The organism is Streptosporangium oxazolinicum (assembly GCF_039537505.1).
In the GTDB taxonomy this organism is placed as follows: domain Bacteria; phylum Actinomycetota; class Actinomycetes; order Streptosporangiales; family Streptosporangiaceae; genus Streptosporangium; species Streptosporangium oxazolinicum.
On the sequence record NZ_BAABAQ010000001.1, the window covers coordinates 1 to 17,702 of the forward strand.

At 70.9% G+C, this 17,702-nt stretch carries 17 protein-coding genes; 7 read left to right on the top strand and 10 right to left on the bottom strand.

Annotation, left to right across the window (positions count from 1 at the left end; genetic code table 11):
* From ABD817_RS00005 to icmB, 3 genes are all read right to left on the bottom strand, one after another.
* A partial coding sequence (locus ABD817_RS00005) for a CoA-binding protein (RefSeq protein WP_344913420.1) occupies window positions 1-520 on the bottom strand: 520 nt, incomplete at its 3' end.
* On the bottom strand, window positions 520-1,701 hold the full coding sequence (gene sucC, locus ABD817_RS00010; RefSeq protein ID WP_344913423.1) for an ADP-forming succinate--CoA ligase subunit beta: 1,182 nt from the start codon (window positions 1,699-1,701) through the stop codon (window positions 520-522). The genes sucC and ABD817_RS00005, both read right to left, overlap by 1 nt.
* Window positions 1,702-1,977: 276 nt before the next feature.
* The gene (gene icmB, locus ABD817_RS00015; RefSeq protein ID WP_329090183.1) at window positions 1,978-2,385 is read right to left on the bottom strand and encodes a coenzyme B12-dependent isobutyryl CoA mutase small subunit; all 408 of its coding nucleotides are present in this window, start codon (window positions 2,383-2,385) and stop codon (window positions 1,978-1,980) included.
* A 427-nt stretch (window positions 2,386-2,812) separates the two neighbouring features.
* Here icmB and ABD817_RS00020 point away from each other — a divergent pair, with 427 nt between their 5' ends.
* Window positions 2,813-3,718: a hypothetical protein gene (locus ABD817_RS00020; RefSeq protein ID WP_344913428.1), complete on the top strand. Its 906-nt coding sequence runs from the start codon at window positions 2,813-2,815 to the stop codon at window positions 3,716-3,718.
* Between the two features lie 247 nt (window positions 3,719-3,965).
* Window positions 3,966-4,874, top strand: coding sequence for a hypothetical protein (locus ABD817_RS00025; RefSeq protein WP_344913431.1), 909 nt, complete (start codon window positions 3,966-3,968; stop codon window positions 4,872-4,874).
* Between the two features lie 62 nt (window positions 4,875-4,936).
* Here ABD817_RS00025 and pcrA read toward each other — a convergent pair whose 3' ends face one another.
* The gene (pcrA, locus tag ABD817_RS00030; RefSeq protein WP_425583209.1) at window positions 4,937-7,201 is read right to left on the bottom strand and encodes a DNA helicase PcrA; all 2,265 of its coding nucleotides are present in this window, start codon (window positions 7,199-7,201) and stop codon (window positions 4,937-4,939) included.
* Window positions 7,202-7,321: 120 nt separating this feature from the next.
* Between pcrA and ABD817_RS00035 the strand changes: the two genes are divergently transcribed.
* Window positions 7,322-8,041, top strand: coding sequence for a PIG-L deacetylase family protein (locus ABD817_RS00035; RefSeq protein WP_344913434.1), 720 nt, complete (start codon window positions 7,322-7,324; stop codon window positions 8,039-8,041).
* A 106-nt stretch (window positions 8,042-8,147) separates the two neighbouring features.
* Window positions 8,148-8,933: an ABC transporter permease gene (locus ABD817_RS00040; protein WP_344913437.1), complete on the top strand. Its 786-nt coding sequence runs from the start codon at window positions 8,148-8,150 to the stop codon at window positions 8,931-8,933.
* On the opposite strand, the gene ABD817_RS00045 is transcribed toward ABD817_RS00040, so the two are convergent.
* The 6 genes from ABD817_RS00045 to ABD817_RS00070 all read right to left on the bottom strand — a co-directional run bounded on the left by ABD817_RS00045 (window position 8,867) and on the right by ABD817_RS00070 (window position 14,736).
* Window positions 8,867-9,799 (bottom strand): CPBP family intramembrane glutamic endopeptidase, encoded by a 933-nt coding sequence (locus ABD817_RS00045; RefSeq protein ID WP_344915546.1) that lies wholly within the window; start codon window positions 9,797-9,799, stop codon window positions 8,867-8,869. The two genes, ABD817_RS00040 and ABD817_RS00045, sit on opposite strands and share 67 nt — an antisense overlap.
* Window positions 9,800-9,902: 103 nt before the next feature.
* Window positions 9,903-10,181 (bottom strand): WhiB family transcriptional regulator, encoded by a 279-nt coding sequence (locus tag ABD817_RS00050; protein ID WP_344913440.1) that lies wholly within the window; start codon window positions 10,179-10,181, stop codon window positions 9,903-9,905.
* A gap of 227 nt (window positions 10,182-10,408) precedes the next feature.
* Entirely contained in the window at window positions 10,409-11,083 is a 675-nt protein-coding gene (locus tag ABD817_RS00055; RefSeq protein WP_344913443.1) for a neutral zinc metallopeptidase, read from the bottom strand.
* 100 nt (window positions 11,084-11,183) lie between these two features.
* Entirely contained in the window at window positions 11,184-12,653 is a 1,470-nt protein-coding gene (locus ABD817_RS00060; protein ID WP_344913446.1) for a glutamate-cysteine ligase family protein, read from the bottom strand.
* A gap of 63 nt (window positions 12,654-12,716) precedes the next feature.
* Window positions 12,717-13,355, bottom strand: a complete 639-nt coding sequence (locus ABD817_RS00065; protein ID WP_329090166.1) for a response regulator transcription factor — start codon at window positions 13,353-13,355, stop codon at window positions 12,717-12,719.
* 166 nt (window positions 13,356-13,521) lie between these two features.
* Window positions 13,522-14,736, bottom strand: a complete 1,215-nt coding sequence (locus ABD817_RS00070; protein WP_344913450.1) for a PspC domain-containing protein — start codon at window positions 14,734-14,736, stop codon at window positions 13,522-13,524.
* A 141-nt stretch (window positions 14,737-14,877) separates the two neighbouring features.
* Here ABD817_RS00070 and ABD817_RS00075 point away from each other — a divergent pair, with 141 nt between their 5' ends.
* From ABD817_RS00075 to ABD817_RS00085, 3 genes are all read left to right on the top strand, one after another.
* The gene (locus tag ABD817_RS00075) at window positions 14,878-16,572 is read left to right on the top strand and encodes a PspC domain-containing protein (RefSeq protein WP_344913453.1); all 1,695 of its coding nucleotides are present in this window, start codon (window positions 14,878-14,880) and stop codon (window positions 16,570-16,572) included.
* Entirely contained in the window at window positions 16,562-16,768 is a 207-nt protein-coding gene (locus ABD817_RS00080; protein ID WP_344913457.1) for a hypothetical protein, read from the top strand. Before ABD817_RS00075 ends, ABD817_RS00080 begins: the two co-directional genes overlap by 11 nt.
* Window positions 16,769-16,896: 128 nt before the next feature.
* A complete protein-coding gene (locus ABD817_RS00085) occupies window positions 16,897-17,472 on the top strand; it encodes a CGNR zinc finger domain-containing protein (protein WP_344913459.1) in 576 nt (191 codons plus the stop codon).
* Window positions 17,473-17,702 lie beyond the last annotated feature (230 nt).

The window sequence follows — 17,702 nt, forward strand, 5'->3', positions numbered from 1 at the left end:
TGGAGAACCCGATGTCACGCAGCTCGTACATGAGCTGGTAGGTCAGCGTGCCCGACTTCGAGACCAGGCCGATGCGGCCCGCGCTGGTGATGTCGGCCGGGATGATCCCCGCGTTGGAGGCGCCGGGCGAGGCGATACCGGGGCAGTTGGGGCCGATGATCCGGGTCCTGCCGCCCTTGGCGACCGCGTACGCCCAGAACTCGGTGGTGTCGTGGATCGGCACGCCCTCGGTGATGACCACGCAGAGCGGGATCTCAGCGTCGATGGCCTCCTTGACGGCGTCCTTGGTGAACGCCGGGGGCACGAAGACGACCGACACGTCGGCGCCGGTCTCCTTGATGGCCTCGGCGACGGTGCCGAAGACGGGCAGGCCCTCGTGGACGGTGCCCGCCTTGCGGGCGTTGACGCCGCCGACGACGCGGGCGCCGGAGGCGAGCATCCGGCGGGTGTGCTTGGTGCCCTCACCGCCGGTCATGCCCTGGACGATGATCTTGCTGTTCTCGTTCAGCCAGATGGCCATTACGCACCTACCGCGGCGAGCTCGGCGGCGCGCTTGGCCGCATCGTCCATGGTGTCCACGAGTTCGACGCCGGAGAGCTTGGCGTCGGAGAGAATCTGACGCCCGAGGTCGGCGTTGTTGCCGTCCAGACGGACGACCAGCGGGCGGCTCACGGCCTCGCCGCGGGCGTCCAGCAGCTGGAAGGCCGAGACGATGCCGTTGGCGACCGCGTCACAGGCGGTGATGCCGCCGAAGACGTTGACGAAGATCGACTTCACCGCAGGGTCGGAGATGATGATCTCCAGACCGGCCGCCATCACCTCGGCCGAGGCGCCGCCGCCGATGTCGAGGAAGTTGGCGGGCTTGGGCTGGCCGGGGAACGCCTCGCCGGCGTAGGCGACGACGTCCAGGGTCGACATGACCAGGCCGGCGCCGTTGCCGATGATGCCGACGGAACCGTCGAGCTTGACGTAGTTGAGGTCCTTGGCCTTGGCCGCTGCCTCCAGCGGGTCCTCGGCGGCCTTGTCTTCGAAGGCCGCGTGGTCCGCCTGGCGGAAGGACGCGTTGTCGTCGAGGGTGACCTTGCCGTCGAGGGCCTTCACCTGGCCGTCGGCGGACAGGATCATCGGGTTGACCTCGACGAGGGAGGCGTCCTCGTCGACAAAGGCGCACCAGAGCTTCTCGATGAGCTCGGCGGCGCCGTCGAGCGCCGCCTCGGGCAGCCCTCCGGCCTGGGCGATCTCACGGGCCTTGGCCCGGTCGACGCCGTCCAGGGGGGAGATCGGAACCTTCGCGACCTTCTCCGGTGTGCTGTGCGCGACCTCTTCGATGTCCATGCCGCCCGCGGCGGAGCAGATGGCGAGGAACGTACGGTTGGCGCGGTCGAGCAGGAAGGAGAAGTAGTACTCCTCCGCGATCGCGCTGGCCTCCTCGATCAGGACCTTGTGGACCGTGTGGCCCTTGATGTCCATGCCGAGGATGTCGGTGGCCTTCCGCTCGGCGTCGGCGGCGTCGTCGGCGACCTTCACGCCACCGGCCTTGCCTCGACCACCGGTCTTGACCTGGGCCTTGACAACGACACGGCCGGTCAGCTGCTCGGCTGCCGCCCGTGCCTCCTCCACGGTGTGCGCGACCACGCCGCGCGGCACCGGGATGCCGTACTCCGCGAAGAGCTCCTTCGCCTGATGTTCGAACAGGTCCACGAGGGTCCGTCCTTGCTTGTCCGGCTGGTGTATAGATGTGAGCGGGCCGACTCCATGATCCAAGGGGGAGCCCGGCGGTTTTGCGCCAATGAAGCCTAGCCCGCCTGAGGGCATGACCAGGTAACCGGGTTCCAGATCGTACGCCCCGAATGCTGTTCGCGCCGAACCGGCAGGCCCCGTCGCCGGTCCCGTGAGGCGGCTCACCGGACCGGCGGGGATCTGTCAGGGTTCGTCAGACCGGCTGGAGGCTCCACCGGAGGCCCGGTGAGAGGTTCGTCAGACGGGCGAGGGGATCGCGCTGCGCACCCAGTCGACGATCTCCTGGGTGGTGGCGCCCGGGGTGAAGACGCGCGCGACGCCCATCTCCTGGAGCGCGGGCATGTCGGCTTCGGGGATGATCCCGCCGCCGAACACCACGATGTCGCTCGCGTCGCTCTCCTTCAGCAGCTCCAGCACCTTGGCGAAGAGCGTCATGTGCGCGCCGGACAGGATGGACAGCCCGATCGCCGCGGCGTCCTCCTGGATCGCGGTGCGCACGATCTGCTCGGGTGTCTGGTGCAGGCCGGTGTAGACGACCTCCATCCCGGCGTCCCGCAACGCCCGCGCCACGATCTTCACGCCTCTGTCGTGGCCGTCCAGCCCCGGCTTGGCGATGACGACGCGGATCCTCGACACGGCATCCATCCAGACCTCCTTGTCTGCGCTCCCCTCGCGACGTGGGAGCTGTCCGCAGCGTAACCGGCCAGGTCTCACCGGGTTCGGCGGGCCACCGCGAACCACGGTACAGCGGCACGGATTTCATCGCCTTTCCGTACGGCGTCCGGACCGCCCCGGACGACCGCGCCCCGGCCGAAGCCCGGCCGGAATGCGCGGGGAAACCGAGACTTCACCGAGAAAGGAAACTAACCGTCCGTGATTACCCGAAGGCGAATCCGTGTTCCCGCCATAGCAGATGACAACTCACCAAAGGCCGGGAAGGCATATCTGCACCGAATATGCACGTTTAATTCAAGGCAATCCGCCAAATGCGCTACCATCCTGTGATCTTGCTCCGCAAGAATGTGTTGCCTCCCCCCAGCGGGGCGGAGGGATCAATCAGGAGGACTTTCCTTTGAAGCGATACATCGCCGGGCTGGCGTGCGCCGCAACGGCCGTGCTGGGCGTTCCGGCGCTGGCATCGACCGCGCACGCGCAGGCCGCCGACCCGATCAGCGCGTTGAAGAAGCAGCTCAAAAGTGGTTACGGCGTCACGTACGTCGACACCATCAAGACGAAAAGAGCCGGCAAGAGCACGGTTGTCGGCAAGCGCACCGGGGAATTGCAGTTCGACGCCTCCGGGGTCATCGCGTCGGACCACACCACTCAGCTGCGACTCGATGAGGACCTCTTCGAGTTCACCACGGAGAGTGCCCCCGGCACGGGGCAGGACGACGGTGAGAAGACCGAGGAGGAGAGGGACCTCGACAGGCTGTTCGCCGGATTGGCCGAGCCCGAACGGATCGTGCGGGTCAAGAAGAAGGCGTACAGCCAGGGTGGGGCGTTCAGCCGGTTCCTGCCGGCGGACAAGCCCTGGCTCGAATACCCGAAGGACACGCTCGGCCTGACCGGCTCGATGGGCCAGCCCGTCAACGTCGCCGAACCCGCGACCCTCAAGGCCCTCCTCGCCCGCGCCACGGTCAAGCGCCCGACCGCCTACTCGGGAAAGATCACTTTTGGTGAGCTCTACAAGGTCTCACCGTGGTTCCGCGCCGCGCGGGAAGAAGCGTCGCTCGACCGGCAGACCGATCTCGTGATCAACTGGCGGCTGTTCCTCAACGCCGACCGGCTCCCCGTACGGCTGGCGACCTCGTACGCGGCCTTCGAGGGTGACCTGGTCTCCACGGTCGACACCAGCTACAGCGGCTGGGGCTCGAAGGTCACGATCGACGCCCCGCCCGCCGACCAGATCTCCACGCTGAAGGAGGTGGAGGCGAGATTCGAGGCCGACACGCCCATCCCGCTGCTCACCGTCAAGTGATCCTTCCGCGCTGATCGCACCCCGAACCACCCGAGCCGCGCCCGCGGGCCTCATCCGCCGGGCGCGGCTCACGGCGTTCTCCAGGCGCACGGAAACCGGCGCGTCGAAGGATTCTCCCGCCGCCGTTCTCCGGTCGCACGGGGTACGCCACCTTCAACGATTCTTGATCCGGTATTTCGGGATATAGGGAAGAATCTTCTTCCGCCCTCCGCGACGACGCGAGGACACATACGGGAGGACCCCCTCGATGAGGCGAATGATCGCCGCCCTGACCGGCGCCACCGCGGCAGCCTTGATCGTTCCCACGCTGGTGACCGTCGCCCCGGCGAGCGCCAGGACCACCCCGGCCGCCCAGTCCGCGGCGGCCGACCCGGTCTCGGCGCTGAAGCGCCACTTCAGGACCCACAGGGGCGTGAAGCTCACCGAGAACACGAAGATCGTCGGTGAGGGCAAGAAGAACAAGACGATCTTCACCCGGCGAAGCGGTGTGCTGGAGTTCGGCAGGACCGGCCTGGTCGCCTCGGACCTGACCACCGGCTTCAACCTGCCCGCCCAGAGCGGCGAGCTCAAGGGGCTGTTCGCCCCGTCACGGACGATCTCGCTGAAGGGCGTCTCCTACACCTCGGGCGGCATCTTCGCCGAGTCCATGCCCGAGGGCAAGAAGTGGCTGCGCACTCGTGGCGGCACGGCCTCCCTGGTCAGCGCCGTCCAGCAGATCATCAGCACCGTCGAGCCCGGCACGCTGAAGGCGACCCTGGCCCGCACCGGCGCCAGGCGTCCCGGCGGGACGTGGGACGGCACCCGGACCACGGTCCACTCGGGCACGATCACGCTGGCCGAACTCTTCAGGGTCTCTCCCGCGGTGCGCGCGATGCTGACCAAGAAGCCCACCGGCAGGTCCGCGACGCTCCCGGTGACCTGGAAGATCTACATCGGTTCCGACCAGCTGGTCCGCCGGGTCGTGTCGTCGTACACCGAGTCCACCCGGGGCCTCAACAGCACCGAGCTGACCTACGTCAACGACACCCGCTACACCGGGTGGGGCACCAAGGTCACGATCAAGGCGCCGCCCGCCGACCAGGTGGTCGAGTTCGACGAGCTCCTCGGCGACACCACCCAGCCGGAGGACCCCATCGGGGAGATCTTCAAGGGCTGAACCGGCCGGACCGGCCGGACCGGCTGATCCGTCCAGGCCCCATCGGGCGGATCAGCCGGAAGTCAGAGCTTCTCCAGCGGCGCGTACGCCAGCAGCAGGGTCTTCTCTCCCCCGCCACCAAAGTCGATCTTGACCTTGGTCTTCTCCGCGACGCCGTCCACGGACACGACCGTGCCCAGCCCGAACTGGTCGTGGGTGATCCGGTCGCCGGGGGTCAGGTTGGGGATCTGCCTGCCGCCGGGCTTCCTCGCCGGGGCAGGGCGGGAGTCGCGGCGGGTGGCGGCGCTCCAGGCGCTCTTCTCCGGGTCGCTGCGCCAGTCGACCAGCTCGGACGGGATCTCGGCGACGAACCGGGAGGCCGGGTTGAAGGCGGGGGAGCCCCAGGAACTGCGGACGGCCGCCCTGGAGACGTAGAGGCGCTGCTCGGCCCGGGTGATGCCGACATAGGCCAGGCGGCGCTCCTCCTCCAGCTCCTTGGGCTCGCCGAGGGAGCGCATGTGCGGGAAGACCCCGTCTTCCATCCCGGTGAGGAACACCACCGGGAACTCCAGCCCCTTGGCGGTGTGCAGCGTCATCAACGTCACCACACCCTGGCCGCCGTCGGCCGCCGGGATCTGGTCGGCATCGGCGACCAGGGAGACCTGCTCCAGGAACTCCACCAGCGTACCCTCGGGGTTGGCCTCCTCGAACTCGGAGGCGACCGAGACCATCTCGTCCAGGTTCTCCAGGCGGCTCTCGTCCTGCGGGTCGTTGGAGGCCGTGAGCTCCAGGCGGTAGCCGGTGCTCGCCAGCACCTCCTGGGCCAGCTCCGAGGGCGTCATGTCGTCGGCCTTCACCATGAGCTCGTCCATCAGCGCGACGAACTCGCTGATGGCCTTGAGCGAGCGGGTGGCCATGCCCGGCGCCTCGTCCGCCCGGCGGAGCCCCTCCCAGTAGGGGATCCGCTCCCTGGTCGCGAACGCCTCGACCATCGCCTCGGCCCGCTCGCCGATGCCGCGCTTGGGCACGTTGAGGATGCGGCGCAGCGAGACCACGTCGTTCGGGTTGGACAGGAAGCGCAGGTAGGCGAGCAGGTCGCGGACCTCCTTGCGCTCGTAGAAGCGCACCCCACCCACCACCTTGTACGGCAGGCCGGTCCGGATGAAGATCTCCTCGAACACCCGGGAGGCGGCGTTGGTGCGGTAGAACACCGCGACCTGGCCGGGCACGATGTCCTCGTCGTCGGTGAGCCTGTCGACCTCCTGGGCGACGAACATCGCCTCGTCGTGCTCGTTGTCGGCGACATAACCGATGATCTTCGCCCCGGCGCCCTGGTCGGACCAGAGGTTCTTGGGCTTGCGGCTCGCGTTGCGCGAGATCACCGCGTTGGCGGCGGACAGGATCGTCTGGGTGGAGCGGTAGTTCTGCTCCAGCAGGATCGTCCTGGCCTCCGGGTAGTCGCGCTCGAACTCCAGGATGTTGCGGATCGTCGCGCCCCGGAAGGCGTAGATCGACTGGTCGGCGTCGCCCACCACGCACAGCTCGGCCGGGGCGACCCCGCCCTCCCCGCCCTCCCTGACCGCGTCCCCGTCGGCGGTGCGCGGCTCGGGACGGCCCGCGATCTCGCGGATCAGGGTGTACTGGGCGTGGTTGGTGTCCTGGTACTCGTCGACCATGATGTGACGCCAGCGGAGCCGGTAGTGCTCGGCCACCTCGGGGAAGATCTGGAACAGCGTCACCGTCAGCATGATGAGGTCGTCGAAGTCCATCGCTCCGGCCTCGGTGAGCTTCCGCTGGTAGTTGCGGTACGCCTCGGCGAGCTTGCGCTCCAGGTGGCTGGACGCCTGGGCCGCCGCCGTCTCGTAGTCGATCAGCTCGTTCTTGAAGTTGCTGACCGAGGCGGAGAACGATCTCGGCGGGTAACGCTTGGGGTCGAGGTCCATCTCGCGGCAGACCATCGCCATCAGGCGCTGGGAGTCGGCCTGGTCGTAGATGGAGAAGCTCGTGGGGAAGCCCAGGCGCTTGGCCTCGCGGCGCAGGATCCGCACGCACGCGCTGTGGAAGGTCATCACCCACATCGACGCCGAACGCGGGCCGATGAGCCTGTCGACCCGGTCCTTCATCTCCCTCGCGGCCTTGTTGGTGAAGGTGATCGCCAGGATCTCCTGCGGCCGCACACCCCGCTCACCCAGCAGGTAGGCGATGCGGTGGGTCAGCACCCGGGTCTTGCCGGAACCCGCGCCGGCGACGATGAGCAGGGGGCTGCCGTGGTGCACGACGGCCTCGCGCTGCTGGGGATTGAGCCCGTCGAGCAACGGATGGGTCAGGGAAGAGGCTGGGATCGACACGTCCCCTAGGTTAGAGCGACCGACCGACAACCGGGTCCAGCCATCGCAAAGGAATGCGAGTGGACTCGCTCGCGGTTGTGATGACCGAGCGGTACGCGGAAAAACGAAAGGGCCCCTCCCATGCTTTCGGAAACCGACATCAACCGCGTACTGGCGGTCACCGCGCACCCCGACGACGTGGACTTCGCCGCGGCGGGCACGATGGCGCTGTTCACCGAGCGAGGCGTCGAGGTGACGTACTGCGTGGTCACCGACGGCGACGCGGGCGGCTTCGACCGTGAGCTGGACAACAGCGGCATGGCCGAGTTACGCCGGGCCGAGCAGTCCAACGCCGCCAAGGCCGCCGGCGTGACCGACGTGCGCTACCTCGGCCACCACGACGGGACCGTGGTGCAGAGCCTGGAGCTGCGGCGCGACATCACCCGGGTCATCCGCCAGGTCAGGCCCGACCTGGTGATCACCCACAGCCCCGAGCGCAACTACCGGTTCATCGCCCCCAGCCACCCCGACCACCGCGCGGTCGGCGGCTGCGCCCTCGACGCCGTCTACCCCGACGCGCGCAACCCGTACACCTTCCCGTCGCTGCTGCTCGACGAGGGACTGGAGGCGTGGACCGTCCGCGAGGTCTGGCTCAGCGGCGGCCCGGCGCCCGACCACCACGTGGACGTCACCGGCACCTTCGACCGCAAGCTCGCCGCCCTGCGCGCCCACGCCAGCCAGATCGGCCACCTGGCGGACTTCGAGAACTTCCTGCGGGGCCGCTTCTCGCAGATCGCCGCCGAGGCGGGCTTCGGCGAGGGCCGCTACGTGGAGGCCTTCCAGCGGGTCTCGACCGCCTGATCTTCTCCGGAGGCCCCCGAGCCCAACGGGAAGAGCCAGGGCCCCCGTTCCGGTCGCCGTCGGAGGACTGGAAACCTGGAAGGCACCCGATGGGAAGTCAGCGCCGTTGAACAGCATCCATCTGTCGATCGCCACCGCCGTCGTCGTCCTCCTGCTGGCCGCCGGAGCCGCCGCCGTCGCCTGGCTGGGCCGCCTCGGGCACGCGCGCGCGGTGCTCGTGGCGTCCCTGCGGGCCGTCGTCCAGCTCGGCGCGGTATCCCTGATCATCGTGTGGGCCGTCGAGCGCGCGCTCGCGGTGACGGTCTTCGTGCTGGTCATGTACGGGGTGGCGAGCGTGACCGCGGGACGCAGGATCACCTCGGGTCCCGCCGTCCGGTGGGCCGCGGTGCCCGTCGCGGCCGGGACCGTGCCGATCCTGGCACTGCTGTTCGGCAGCGGCGTCGTCCCGCTCCTGGGCATCACGCTGATCCCGATCGCGGGCATCCTGCTGGGCGGGTGCCTGACGGCCACGGCCCTCGCGGGGCGGCGGGCCCTGGACGAACTGGCCCACCGGCGCGGCGAGGTGGAGGCGGCACTCTCGCTGGGCTTCTCCGAACGGGACGCGGCGCTGGAGGTCTGCCGCCCGCCCGCGGCGCGGGCGCTGGTGCCCGCGCTGGACCAGACGGGAACCGTGGGCCTGGTCACGCTGCCCGGCGCCTTCGTCGGGATGCTCCTGGGTGGGGCCGACCCGCTCCAGGCCGGAGTGGTGCAGCTCGTCGTGCTGGTCGCGCTGCTGGCCGCGGAGGCGGTGGCCGTGGTCGTCACGATCGAACTCGCCGCCCGCGGCTACTTCGGCAGCGGTCCTCGGCTTGGGGAGGGCTCCTCCGGCGGGGCGAGGCGGGCGAACAGGTAGCCCAGCGAGTTGGTCGCCATGTGGAACATCGCGGGAGCCGCCAGGCCACCCCTCCCGCGCAGCCCGGTGAAGAGCACCCCGGCGAGGCCCGTCGTGACCACCGACCCGGCCACGACGCGCGCCACCTGCCACCCGGGCGCCCTCCCGGGGCCCCCGGGTGCGCCCTCACCCCCCGCGCCTCCCGTACGAGGGTCACGGGCGGCGGGAGCGCCGGGAGCGTCCGGGGCCTCCCCCGCGGCCAGGCGGCCCAGGGCGGGGTTGGCGGCCATCATGTCGACGGCGGGCAGGATGTGCCAGAGGCCGAAGAGGACCGAGGAGACGGCGGTCGCCGTACCGTGTCCGTGAGAGCGGGCGACGAGGGCGTGCAGCACCCCTCGGAAGCCGACCTCCTCCAGCAGGACCGTGCCGACCGGCACCTGGAGCAGGGCCTCCTCCAGCGCGCGGGCGCGCGACAGGGACAGGGCGCGCTCGTCGCGGAAGAACCGGCGGGTGGCCGGGACGGCGATGCCCACGGCGTAGGCCCCGGCCACGGCGGAGGCGAGCGCGCCACCGATCCGCAGGCCCCGCGAACGCCGGTGGAACCCCAGCTCGGCCCAGGAGAGCCCGGAACGGCGGGCCATGACGACCAGCGCGCCGGTGGCCGCGGCCGAGGTCAGCGGTGCCAGCCTCGGCGCCAGACGGTTGTTGAGCACGTTGGCCGCCACCAGCACCGCCACCGCGCCCGCCAGCACACCGGGCACCGCCCCGCCCACCGGTACGCCGGACACCGTCCTGCCCGCCAGCACGCCGGACACCACCTCGCCCGCCTGCACTCCGGGCACCGCCCCGGATCCGGCACGGGCGGCTCGTCCCGGCTCGCGCTCCATGCCCACGGCTGCCCACGACTCCCCCGGACGTCGTCTCGCGCCCCGCGTGCCGGGCCGCGCCGGGGACCGTGATCTTCAGAATCCCCGCGAATCCGGTTCGAGGCTACGCGACGGGGGCTCGGCCCGTGGCGGCCTGGCGCCAGCCGGAGGGGAAGCGCAGGCCGCGGCGTTCCCTCACCGTGAGGCCGCCCCAGATCCCCTCGGGCTCGGCCGCGCGGAGCGCGTAGGCGCGGCACTCCTCCAGCACCGGGCACCGCTCGCAGACCGCCTTCGCCCGCGCCTCGTGCTCGGCCGACGGCGTCAGCGGGAAGAACAGCTCGGGATCGCTCGTAGCGCAGGCACCCCGTGCGGCCCAGCCGATCTCCCGCACTGTCATCCGCATGCCGTCACCCCCTATGGCTCCCCGTCATCAGGGTAGGCGGACGGGGGCGGCGCGACATCAGCCTCTCGACGGATTCCCGCGTACTCATCACGGCGTACTCCGCTCGCCGCGCGTCCCCCTGGCCTCCTTCGCCCGTACGTGCGGCGAGGCCCCTGCGGGCGATCGGCCCCGGTCATGGCGCCCGTGGTCGTGGCCGGAGTGCGGCGGGATCTCCGGGACGGTGTGCCTCAGCAGGCGGTCGTCCCCTGGTTGTAGCCCTTGGCGAACAGCTCCTGGCGCTGCCCCGCCGTGCCGTGGGCGTCCGGGCGCAGCCAGTCGTCGGTGGGGTCGCCCGCCGCGGCGAGGTTGATCAGGAGCTCGTCCTCGTCGCCGGGCTCGGTCTGCAGCGAGCCGCCCTTGACGAGCGCCCCCAGGGTTCCCCCGGCGTAGCAGTCGGCCTGGAGCTCCTTCTCGATGCTCAGCCGGAAGGCGGTGTTCAGCTGTGCCTGCACCGCGTGCCCGAACTCGTGCGGGATGATCACGTAGACCGAGCCGTCGCCCATCCGCTCGTAGAGGCCGTTCATCCACTGCTCGTCGTAGGCGATGAAGTGCCCCACCGGGCAGTAGAAGGCGTTGTTCGGCACCGACGGCTGCCCGCCGCAGTCGGGTCCGTTCTCTCCCTGGTAGGCGGTGAACGCGGTGACCGGGCGGTAGGTCAGCCCGGCCGCGGAGAAGGTCTGCTTCCAGTAGGCCTCGGTGAGCTCCCTGGCCAGCTCGACGTCCGACTCGAACGTCTGCCCGCGCGCGCTCGGCGTGTCCTGCTCGACGGTGGGACCGGCCTCCGGTTCCGTACCCTCCCCCACGCTCCCGCAGGCGGTGACGGCTGCCAGGACGAGCACCAGGAGAAACGAGAACGCTTTCATGGGCCTATCGTGGCGGAGCCCCGCCCCCTCGCGCGAGGAATCGGTGCGACCGGTACGGGGACGTGGGCGGCACGGCGGGTTCCGGGGAGACGGGCGGGCCTCACGGGGACGGCCAGGTGTGTACGGGCTCGTTGGTGTGCATGTTCTCGATGTAGCGCAGGGTCATCCGGCGCAGCGCCTCGTGCCTGTCGAGGTCGCCGAGCGCGTTCACCGCGTCGATCTGCCAGCTCGCCCCGGTCGTGCCCGTCAGGCAGCGCCGTTCGACGATCCCCAGCAGCCGGTCCCGGGAGTCGGGGGCCACACCCCACAGGTCGAGTCCCTCGTAGGCGAGCGGCAGCAGGCGGCGCAGGACCAGCTCGGACGCGACCACCTCGCCGAGTCCCGGCCAGAAGAGCCGGGCGTCCAGGCCGTACCGGGCGGCGGCGTGCAGGTTGTCCTCGGCCGCGGCGAACGACATGCGCGTCCACACCGGGCGTTCGGCGTACGGGAGGACGCGCATGAGCCCGTAGTAGAAGGCGGCGTTGGCGGCGACGTCCGCCACCGAGGGGCCCGCGGGCAGCACCCGGTTCTCCACCCGCAGGTGCGGGGTGCCGTCCACGACCGCGTAGACCGGCCGGTTCCACCGGTAGACGGTGCCGTTGTGCAGGGTCAGCTCGCCGAGCTGGGGGGTGATCCCGCGCGCCAGTTCCTCGCGCGGGTCCTCCTCGTCGCACAGGGGCAGCAGCGCGGGGAAGTAGCGGGCGTTCTCCTCGAAGAGGTCGAAGACCGAGGTGATCCACCGCTCGCCGAACCACACCCTGGGCCGTACGCCCTGGGTCTTCAGCTCCACCGGGCGGGTGTCGGTGGCCTGCTCGAACAGCGGGATCCTGGTCTCCTGCCAGAGCCTGCGGCCGAACAGGAACGGCGAGTTGGCGGCCAGCGCCACCTGGGGGCCCGCGATGGCCTGGGCGGCGTTCCAGTTGGCGGCGAACGCCTCCGGGCTGACCTGGAGGTGGAGCTGGAGACTCGTGCAGGCGGCCTCGGGGGTGATGCTGTCGGCGTAGGTCTCCAGGAACTCGTCGCCCTCGATCGACAGGTGCAGGTCCTCGCCCCTGGCCGCGAAGATCTGCTCGTTGAGCAGCTTGTAGCGGGGGTTGGCCGACAGCGTGCCCTCGTGCACGTCGCTCTCCCGCAGCGTGGGCAGGATGCCGACCATCACCATGTGCCCGCCGACGGTGCGGGCCCGTTCCTCGGCGTGGTTGAGGCGGTCCCTGATCACCTTCTCCAGCCGGGCCGCGCCGTCCCCCTCCAGGGATTCGGGCAGGACGTTGATCTCCACGTTGAACTGGCCCAGCTCGGTCGCCCAGTCGGGCTCGGCGATGGCCTCCAGCACCTCGATGTTCTTCATGGCGGCCTCGCCGCGCTCGTCCACGAGGTTGAGTTCGATCTCCAGCCCGGCCCTGGGCTCGTCGAACTCGAACCTGGACTCGCGCAGCATCTGCGCGAAGACGTCAAGGCACCGGCGAACCTTGTCCCGGTAACGCCGCCGGTCCTCGCGGCTGAACACCATCGCCGGTACGTCGCGTCCCATATTTCGCAGAGTCGCACATAAGTAACTGCTCGTACAGAAGCCGGGAGGTACGGATGTGGAGCTTCAGACCAGGCGCCGCGCCGTGGCCCAGCGGGACAGCTCGTGGCGGTTGGAGAGCTGCAGCTTGCGCAGCACGGACGAGACGTGGGTCTCCACGGTCTTCACCGAGATGAACAGCTCCTTGGCGATCTCCTTGTACGCGTACCCTCGGGCGATCAGCCGCAGGACCTCGCGCTCACGCTGGGTGAGCGAGTCGAGCTCGGGGTCGATCGGCGGGGCCTCGCTGGAGGCGAACGCGTCCAGCACGAACCCCGCCAGCCTCGGGGAGAAGACCGCGTCGCCCTCGGCCACCCGGCGGATGGCGTCGGTGAGCTCGCGCCCGCTGATGTTCTTGGTCACGTATCCCCTGGCACCGCCCCGGATCACGCCGATGACGTCCTCCGCCGCGTCGGAGACCGACAGGGCGAGGAAGCGGACCGTGGAACCGGAGCCGAGGACCCGGCGCAGCACCTCCTGGCCGCCGCCGCCGGGCATGTGCACGTCGAGGAGGACCACGTCGGGCCCCAGCGCGGCGATCGCCTTGACCGCGGAGTCCACGTCCTCGGCCTCCCCGATCACCTCGATGGAGTCGCCCAGCTCGGCCCGCACGCCGGAGCGGAACAGGCGGTGGTCGTCGACGATCAGGACCTTCACCACGCTCATCGGACTTCCCCTCGCGGTCCCGGGGACCGCTCTCCGGCTCGCCGCGATCCCAGGGACGGGGTTCCGGCTCGGTGCGATCCTCGGTGCGATCCTACGCGCGGGACGTCGGCCCGCCGCGACCCCGGGGACCGCTCTCCGGCTCGCCGTGTCGTGGCTCGCTCGCTACTCACGCCTTCTCCAGCTTCATGGTCAGCATCACTTCCGTGCCCTCGCCGGGCTCGGTCCGCACACGGGCGCTGCCCCCGTGGCGCTCCATCCTGCCGATGATCGACTGGCGGATACCCATACGATCCTCGGGCACATCGCTCATGTCGAACCCGACCCCCCGATCCCGGACGAAGACGGTGACCTCATCCGGTTCCGTCTCGGCGTACACGGAGACGACCTCGGAGCCGGAGTATTTCGCGGCGTTGACCATCGCCTGCCTCGCGGCCTGCATCATCGCGGACAGTTCGGGGGTGAGCGGGCCGTCGCCGACGCAGACGACCTCGATCGGCACCCCGTGCGCGTCCTCCTCCTCGGCCGCGACCCGCCGCACGGCCGCGGCCACCGACGCGTCGGCGTCCTGCTGGGGCTGGTAGAGCCAGTTGCGCAGCTCCCGCTCCTGGGAGCGGGCGAGCCGCATCACCTCGCGCGGGTCCTGGGCGTTGCGCTGGATGAGCGTCAGCGTGTGCAGCACCGAGTCGTGCACGTGCGCGGCCACCTCGGCGCGCTCCTCCTGCCGGATGCGCTCGCGGCGCTCGCGCTGCAGCTCCTTCCACAGGGCGGCCAGCCAGGGCGCCGCGATCAGCGCGACGCCGCCCACGACCACGAGGGTGAACACGATGCCCGGACGGGCCTTGCCCAGCTCGTCGTTGGCCACCAGGAAGCCGATCGCGCCGACCACGACGAGCACGAGCCCGAGGAACGTGCGGACCCGGTTCCTGCGGACCTGCCCGACCGTGTTGCTCATCCAGCGCTGCCGCCGGTCGGGGTCGGCCTGCTGCCAGAGGATCAGCGAGCCGATGCCGCCCACGGCGATCGGCCAGGCCCCGATCCCGGCCCCCGAGGTGCCGGTGAGCCAGTCCAGGGCCGCCAGCGCCAGCCCGATCGCGCCGTACGCGGCGAGCTGGCTCCAGTCCCGCCCGGGTTCCCTGCCCTCGTACGGCTCACGCGGGGTGAACATCCACAGGGCGGCGTACGCCAGGGCGCCGAAGCCGTCCAGGACGGTGAGCAGCACGAAGGCCAGCCGCAGTACGACCGGGTCGAGCCGGAGCTGGGCGGCGGCCCCCTGGGCCACCCCGGCGACCAGCCGCCCCTCCACCGGTCGTACCAGACGGGGGAAGGGGGCGTCCTCGGGTGTCACGGGCGCCGCGTCGCGAACTGTCTGTCGGTCAGCCATAGCGTCAGCATCGTCACACGAACCAGCCTGCCACTGCATCAGGCGTTCCCCTGAAGCGACCCTGAGGGAGACCTCCCCCCTCCGGGACGACTCAGGGGTCTCCCGGATGCGTCACGGACCGGGAAGGGCCACGATGAGGACATGAACGACACCGGGCGGGCCCAGGATCCGGCGAGCTCGCCGTCCGCCTCCTCCCCCTTCGAGGAGAGCTCCGAGGAGCGCTTCGAGGAGCGTCTTGGGGAACGCTTCGAGGAGCGCGGGCTGAGGCGCGGCGACGAGGGGCGCATGCTCACGGGCGTCTGCGCGGGTCTGGGAAGATACACCCGGATCGATCCCGTGGTGCTGCGGGTCGGTTTCGCGGTGCTGGTGCTCGGCTCGGGCATCGGCATCATGCTCTACATCGCGGCGTTCCTGCTGATGCGCGAGACCGACGGCGGCCCCGGCCACCTGGAGCAGTGGATCCGGCGCGACTTCGACGGCGAGACGGTCCTGACCCTGCTGACCGGCCTGTTCGCCCTCGGACTGATCGTCAACGTCTCCTCGGACGGCATCGGCGGCGGCACGGTCGTGGTCGGCACGGTGTTCGCCATCGCCCTGCTCGCCGCCCACTCCCGAGGGGTCGACCTGCTGGCGGTGACCAGGTCGCTGCCCGACCGGCTGCGCAGGCGCCGCACCCCGTCCCCGTCCCCGGCCGGTCAGTGGCCCGGCTCGGCCGCCCACCCGTCCGACGCCGCCGGACGGCGTCCCGTCGGTGAACGGGATCCGGTCGCCCACGCCACCGCGCCCCCGGCCGCCGACCCCGCCGCGTACGCCGGATCCCCCGTGGCCGGACCCACCGGCGCCACCTCGGGAGGCGCCGCGCACACCGGACCCGGTACCGGAGGCGCCGCTCACCCCGCCGCCCGGCCGGGCGCCGAGACGGTCACGGAGCCGTACGCGCCCGAGGCCGGACCGGGATCCACGATCCCGTCGTCCCCCGCCCCCGGGACCCAGGCCGGGCACGCGCCGGGCATGCCCCCGGGCCCCGCCGCGCCACCGCCAGGCCCCCCGGGGGATCCCCGGGGCCCGTACCACACCGCCGCGAGGCCGCTGTTCGACTCCTCCGGTGAACCTTTCTCGCCGTACGGCCCCTACCAGCCTCTGGATCCCCGGCGGCGGCAGCCGTACTCCCCCTACGACCCGTCCGTGTACGGCGGGACGGTGGTGGCGCCGCCCAGGCCGCGGCGGCGCGGATCGCTTGTCGGAAGCATCACCATCTGTCTGGCCATGATCGTTGGAGGGATCATCGTGGCGATCCAGTCCGCCTCGGGAGAGGTCAACATGACGGTCGTCGGCGGCGCGGTACTCGTCGTCATCGGCGCCGGTCTGCTGGTCGCCACCTGGTTCGGCCGGGGAGCGGGGCTGGTCGCGACCGGCACCGTCCTGTCGATCGCCCTGGTCGCGGGGTCCACGCTGGGCGGCATGCCGAAGAAGTTCGGCGACTTCAACTGGCAGCCCGCCACCCTGTCCGAGGTGGCTCGCAGCTACTCGGTGGGCGTGGGAGAGGGCAGGCTCGACCTGGGCGACCTGGTCCTGCCGCCGGGTTCGCGGACCATCGTGGACGCCTCGGTCTCGGTCGGCGAGATACACGTGATCCTGCCCGCGACGGCCAGGATCGAGGTGAACGGCTCCACCAGGTTCGGCGACGTCAAGATCGACCATGTGGTGGAGGGAGGGGCCGACATCGTGCACAACAAGATCCTGGAGCCCGAGGTGCCCCCCAAGGGCGACGTGGCGACCATCGTGCTGAACATCAAGGCCGGCATCGGGGACGTGGACGTGCGCCGTGCGGCCTGACATCGACAGAACCGAGCGCCGCCGCGCGCACCGCACCGACTGGATGGCCCTGCTCAGCGGCGTGGTGTTCATCGCGGCAGGGATCGTCTTCATCAGCGATCCGTCCGTCCCGCCGCTGGTCATGTTCATCATCCTGGTGGGCGGCCTGGGCTTCTCGGGCCTGGTCGCCATCCTGGTCAAGGCCGTCCGGCGCTAGACGCACCGACCGTGAAGGGTGAGTGCGGCGGCGGGCGCTCCACGCGACGCACTGCTCCGACCTGTGGCGATGTGGGGCATACGCGAGACCTCACGGCAAAAGGTCGGATCAGGCGTTAGGGTCGGGGTATGTCGGCCCTGGAGTTCGTCAGCACCGTCCGCGCGACGCGGGCCGGTCTGACGGACACGCTCGCCGACGTCGAGGGCATGACCGCGTGGGGCCGGGCGCATGCCGCCGCGCTGGGGATCGACCCGGGCTTCGTCGCCTCGGAGGAGCTGCGGCGCGAGGTGGTGGAGCTGCGGCAGGCCGTACGGGCGCTCTTCGCCAGAGCCGTGGGGCCGCGCGCCGCGAGCGGAGCGGACGCGCACCGGCTCCCGGGGTTCGCCGAGTCACTCGACCTGGTCAACGCCGCCGCGCTCGCCGTACCGCTGGCCGCGCGGCTGGAGTGGCCCGCCGAGGGCGTCCCCCTGGCGCGGACCGTCCCCGGTGAGGGGACCACGGAGTCGGCGCGGATCCGGGCGGCCCTCGCGACGTCGGCGATCGAGCTGCTCGCCGGGCCACAGCGCGAACGGCTCCGCACCTGCCCCGCGCCGCGCTGCGTGCTCTACTTCCTCAAGGACCACGCCCGGCAGGAGTGGTGCTCGGTCGCCTGCGGCAACCGGGCCCGCGCGGCCCGCCACTACCACCAGCACCGCGACGACTGACCTCCCCCGGTCTCTTTCGGCCCCTCCCGGCCCCTCTGGCCTCGGAGTCGCGCGTGGATACGACGACTGACCTCTCGGAGTCCTGAAGCCCTTATGACGTGAGCCGTCACCGGCATCGGCGCCGGGACGGCCGGCCCCGCGCCCGCTCAGGTGATCCGCGACGACGACACCCACGCCGTGCCGTGCCATGTCATGTCGGCCTCGCGCCCGCCCAGGTGGATCTCACGACG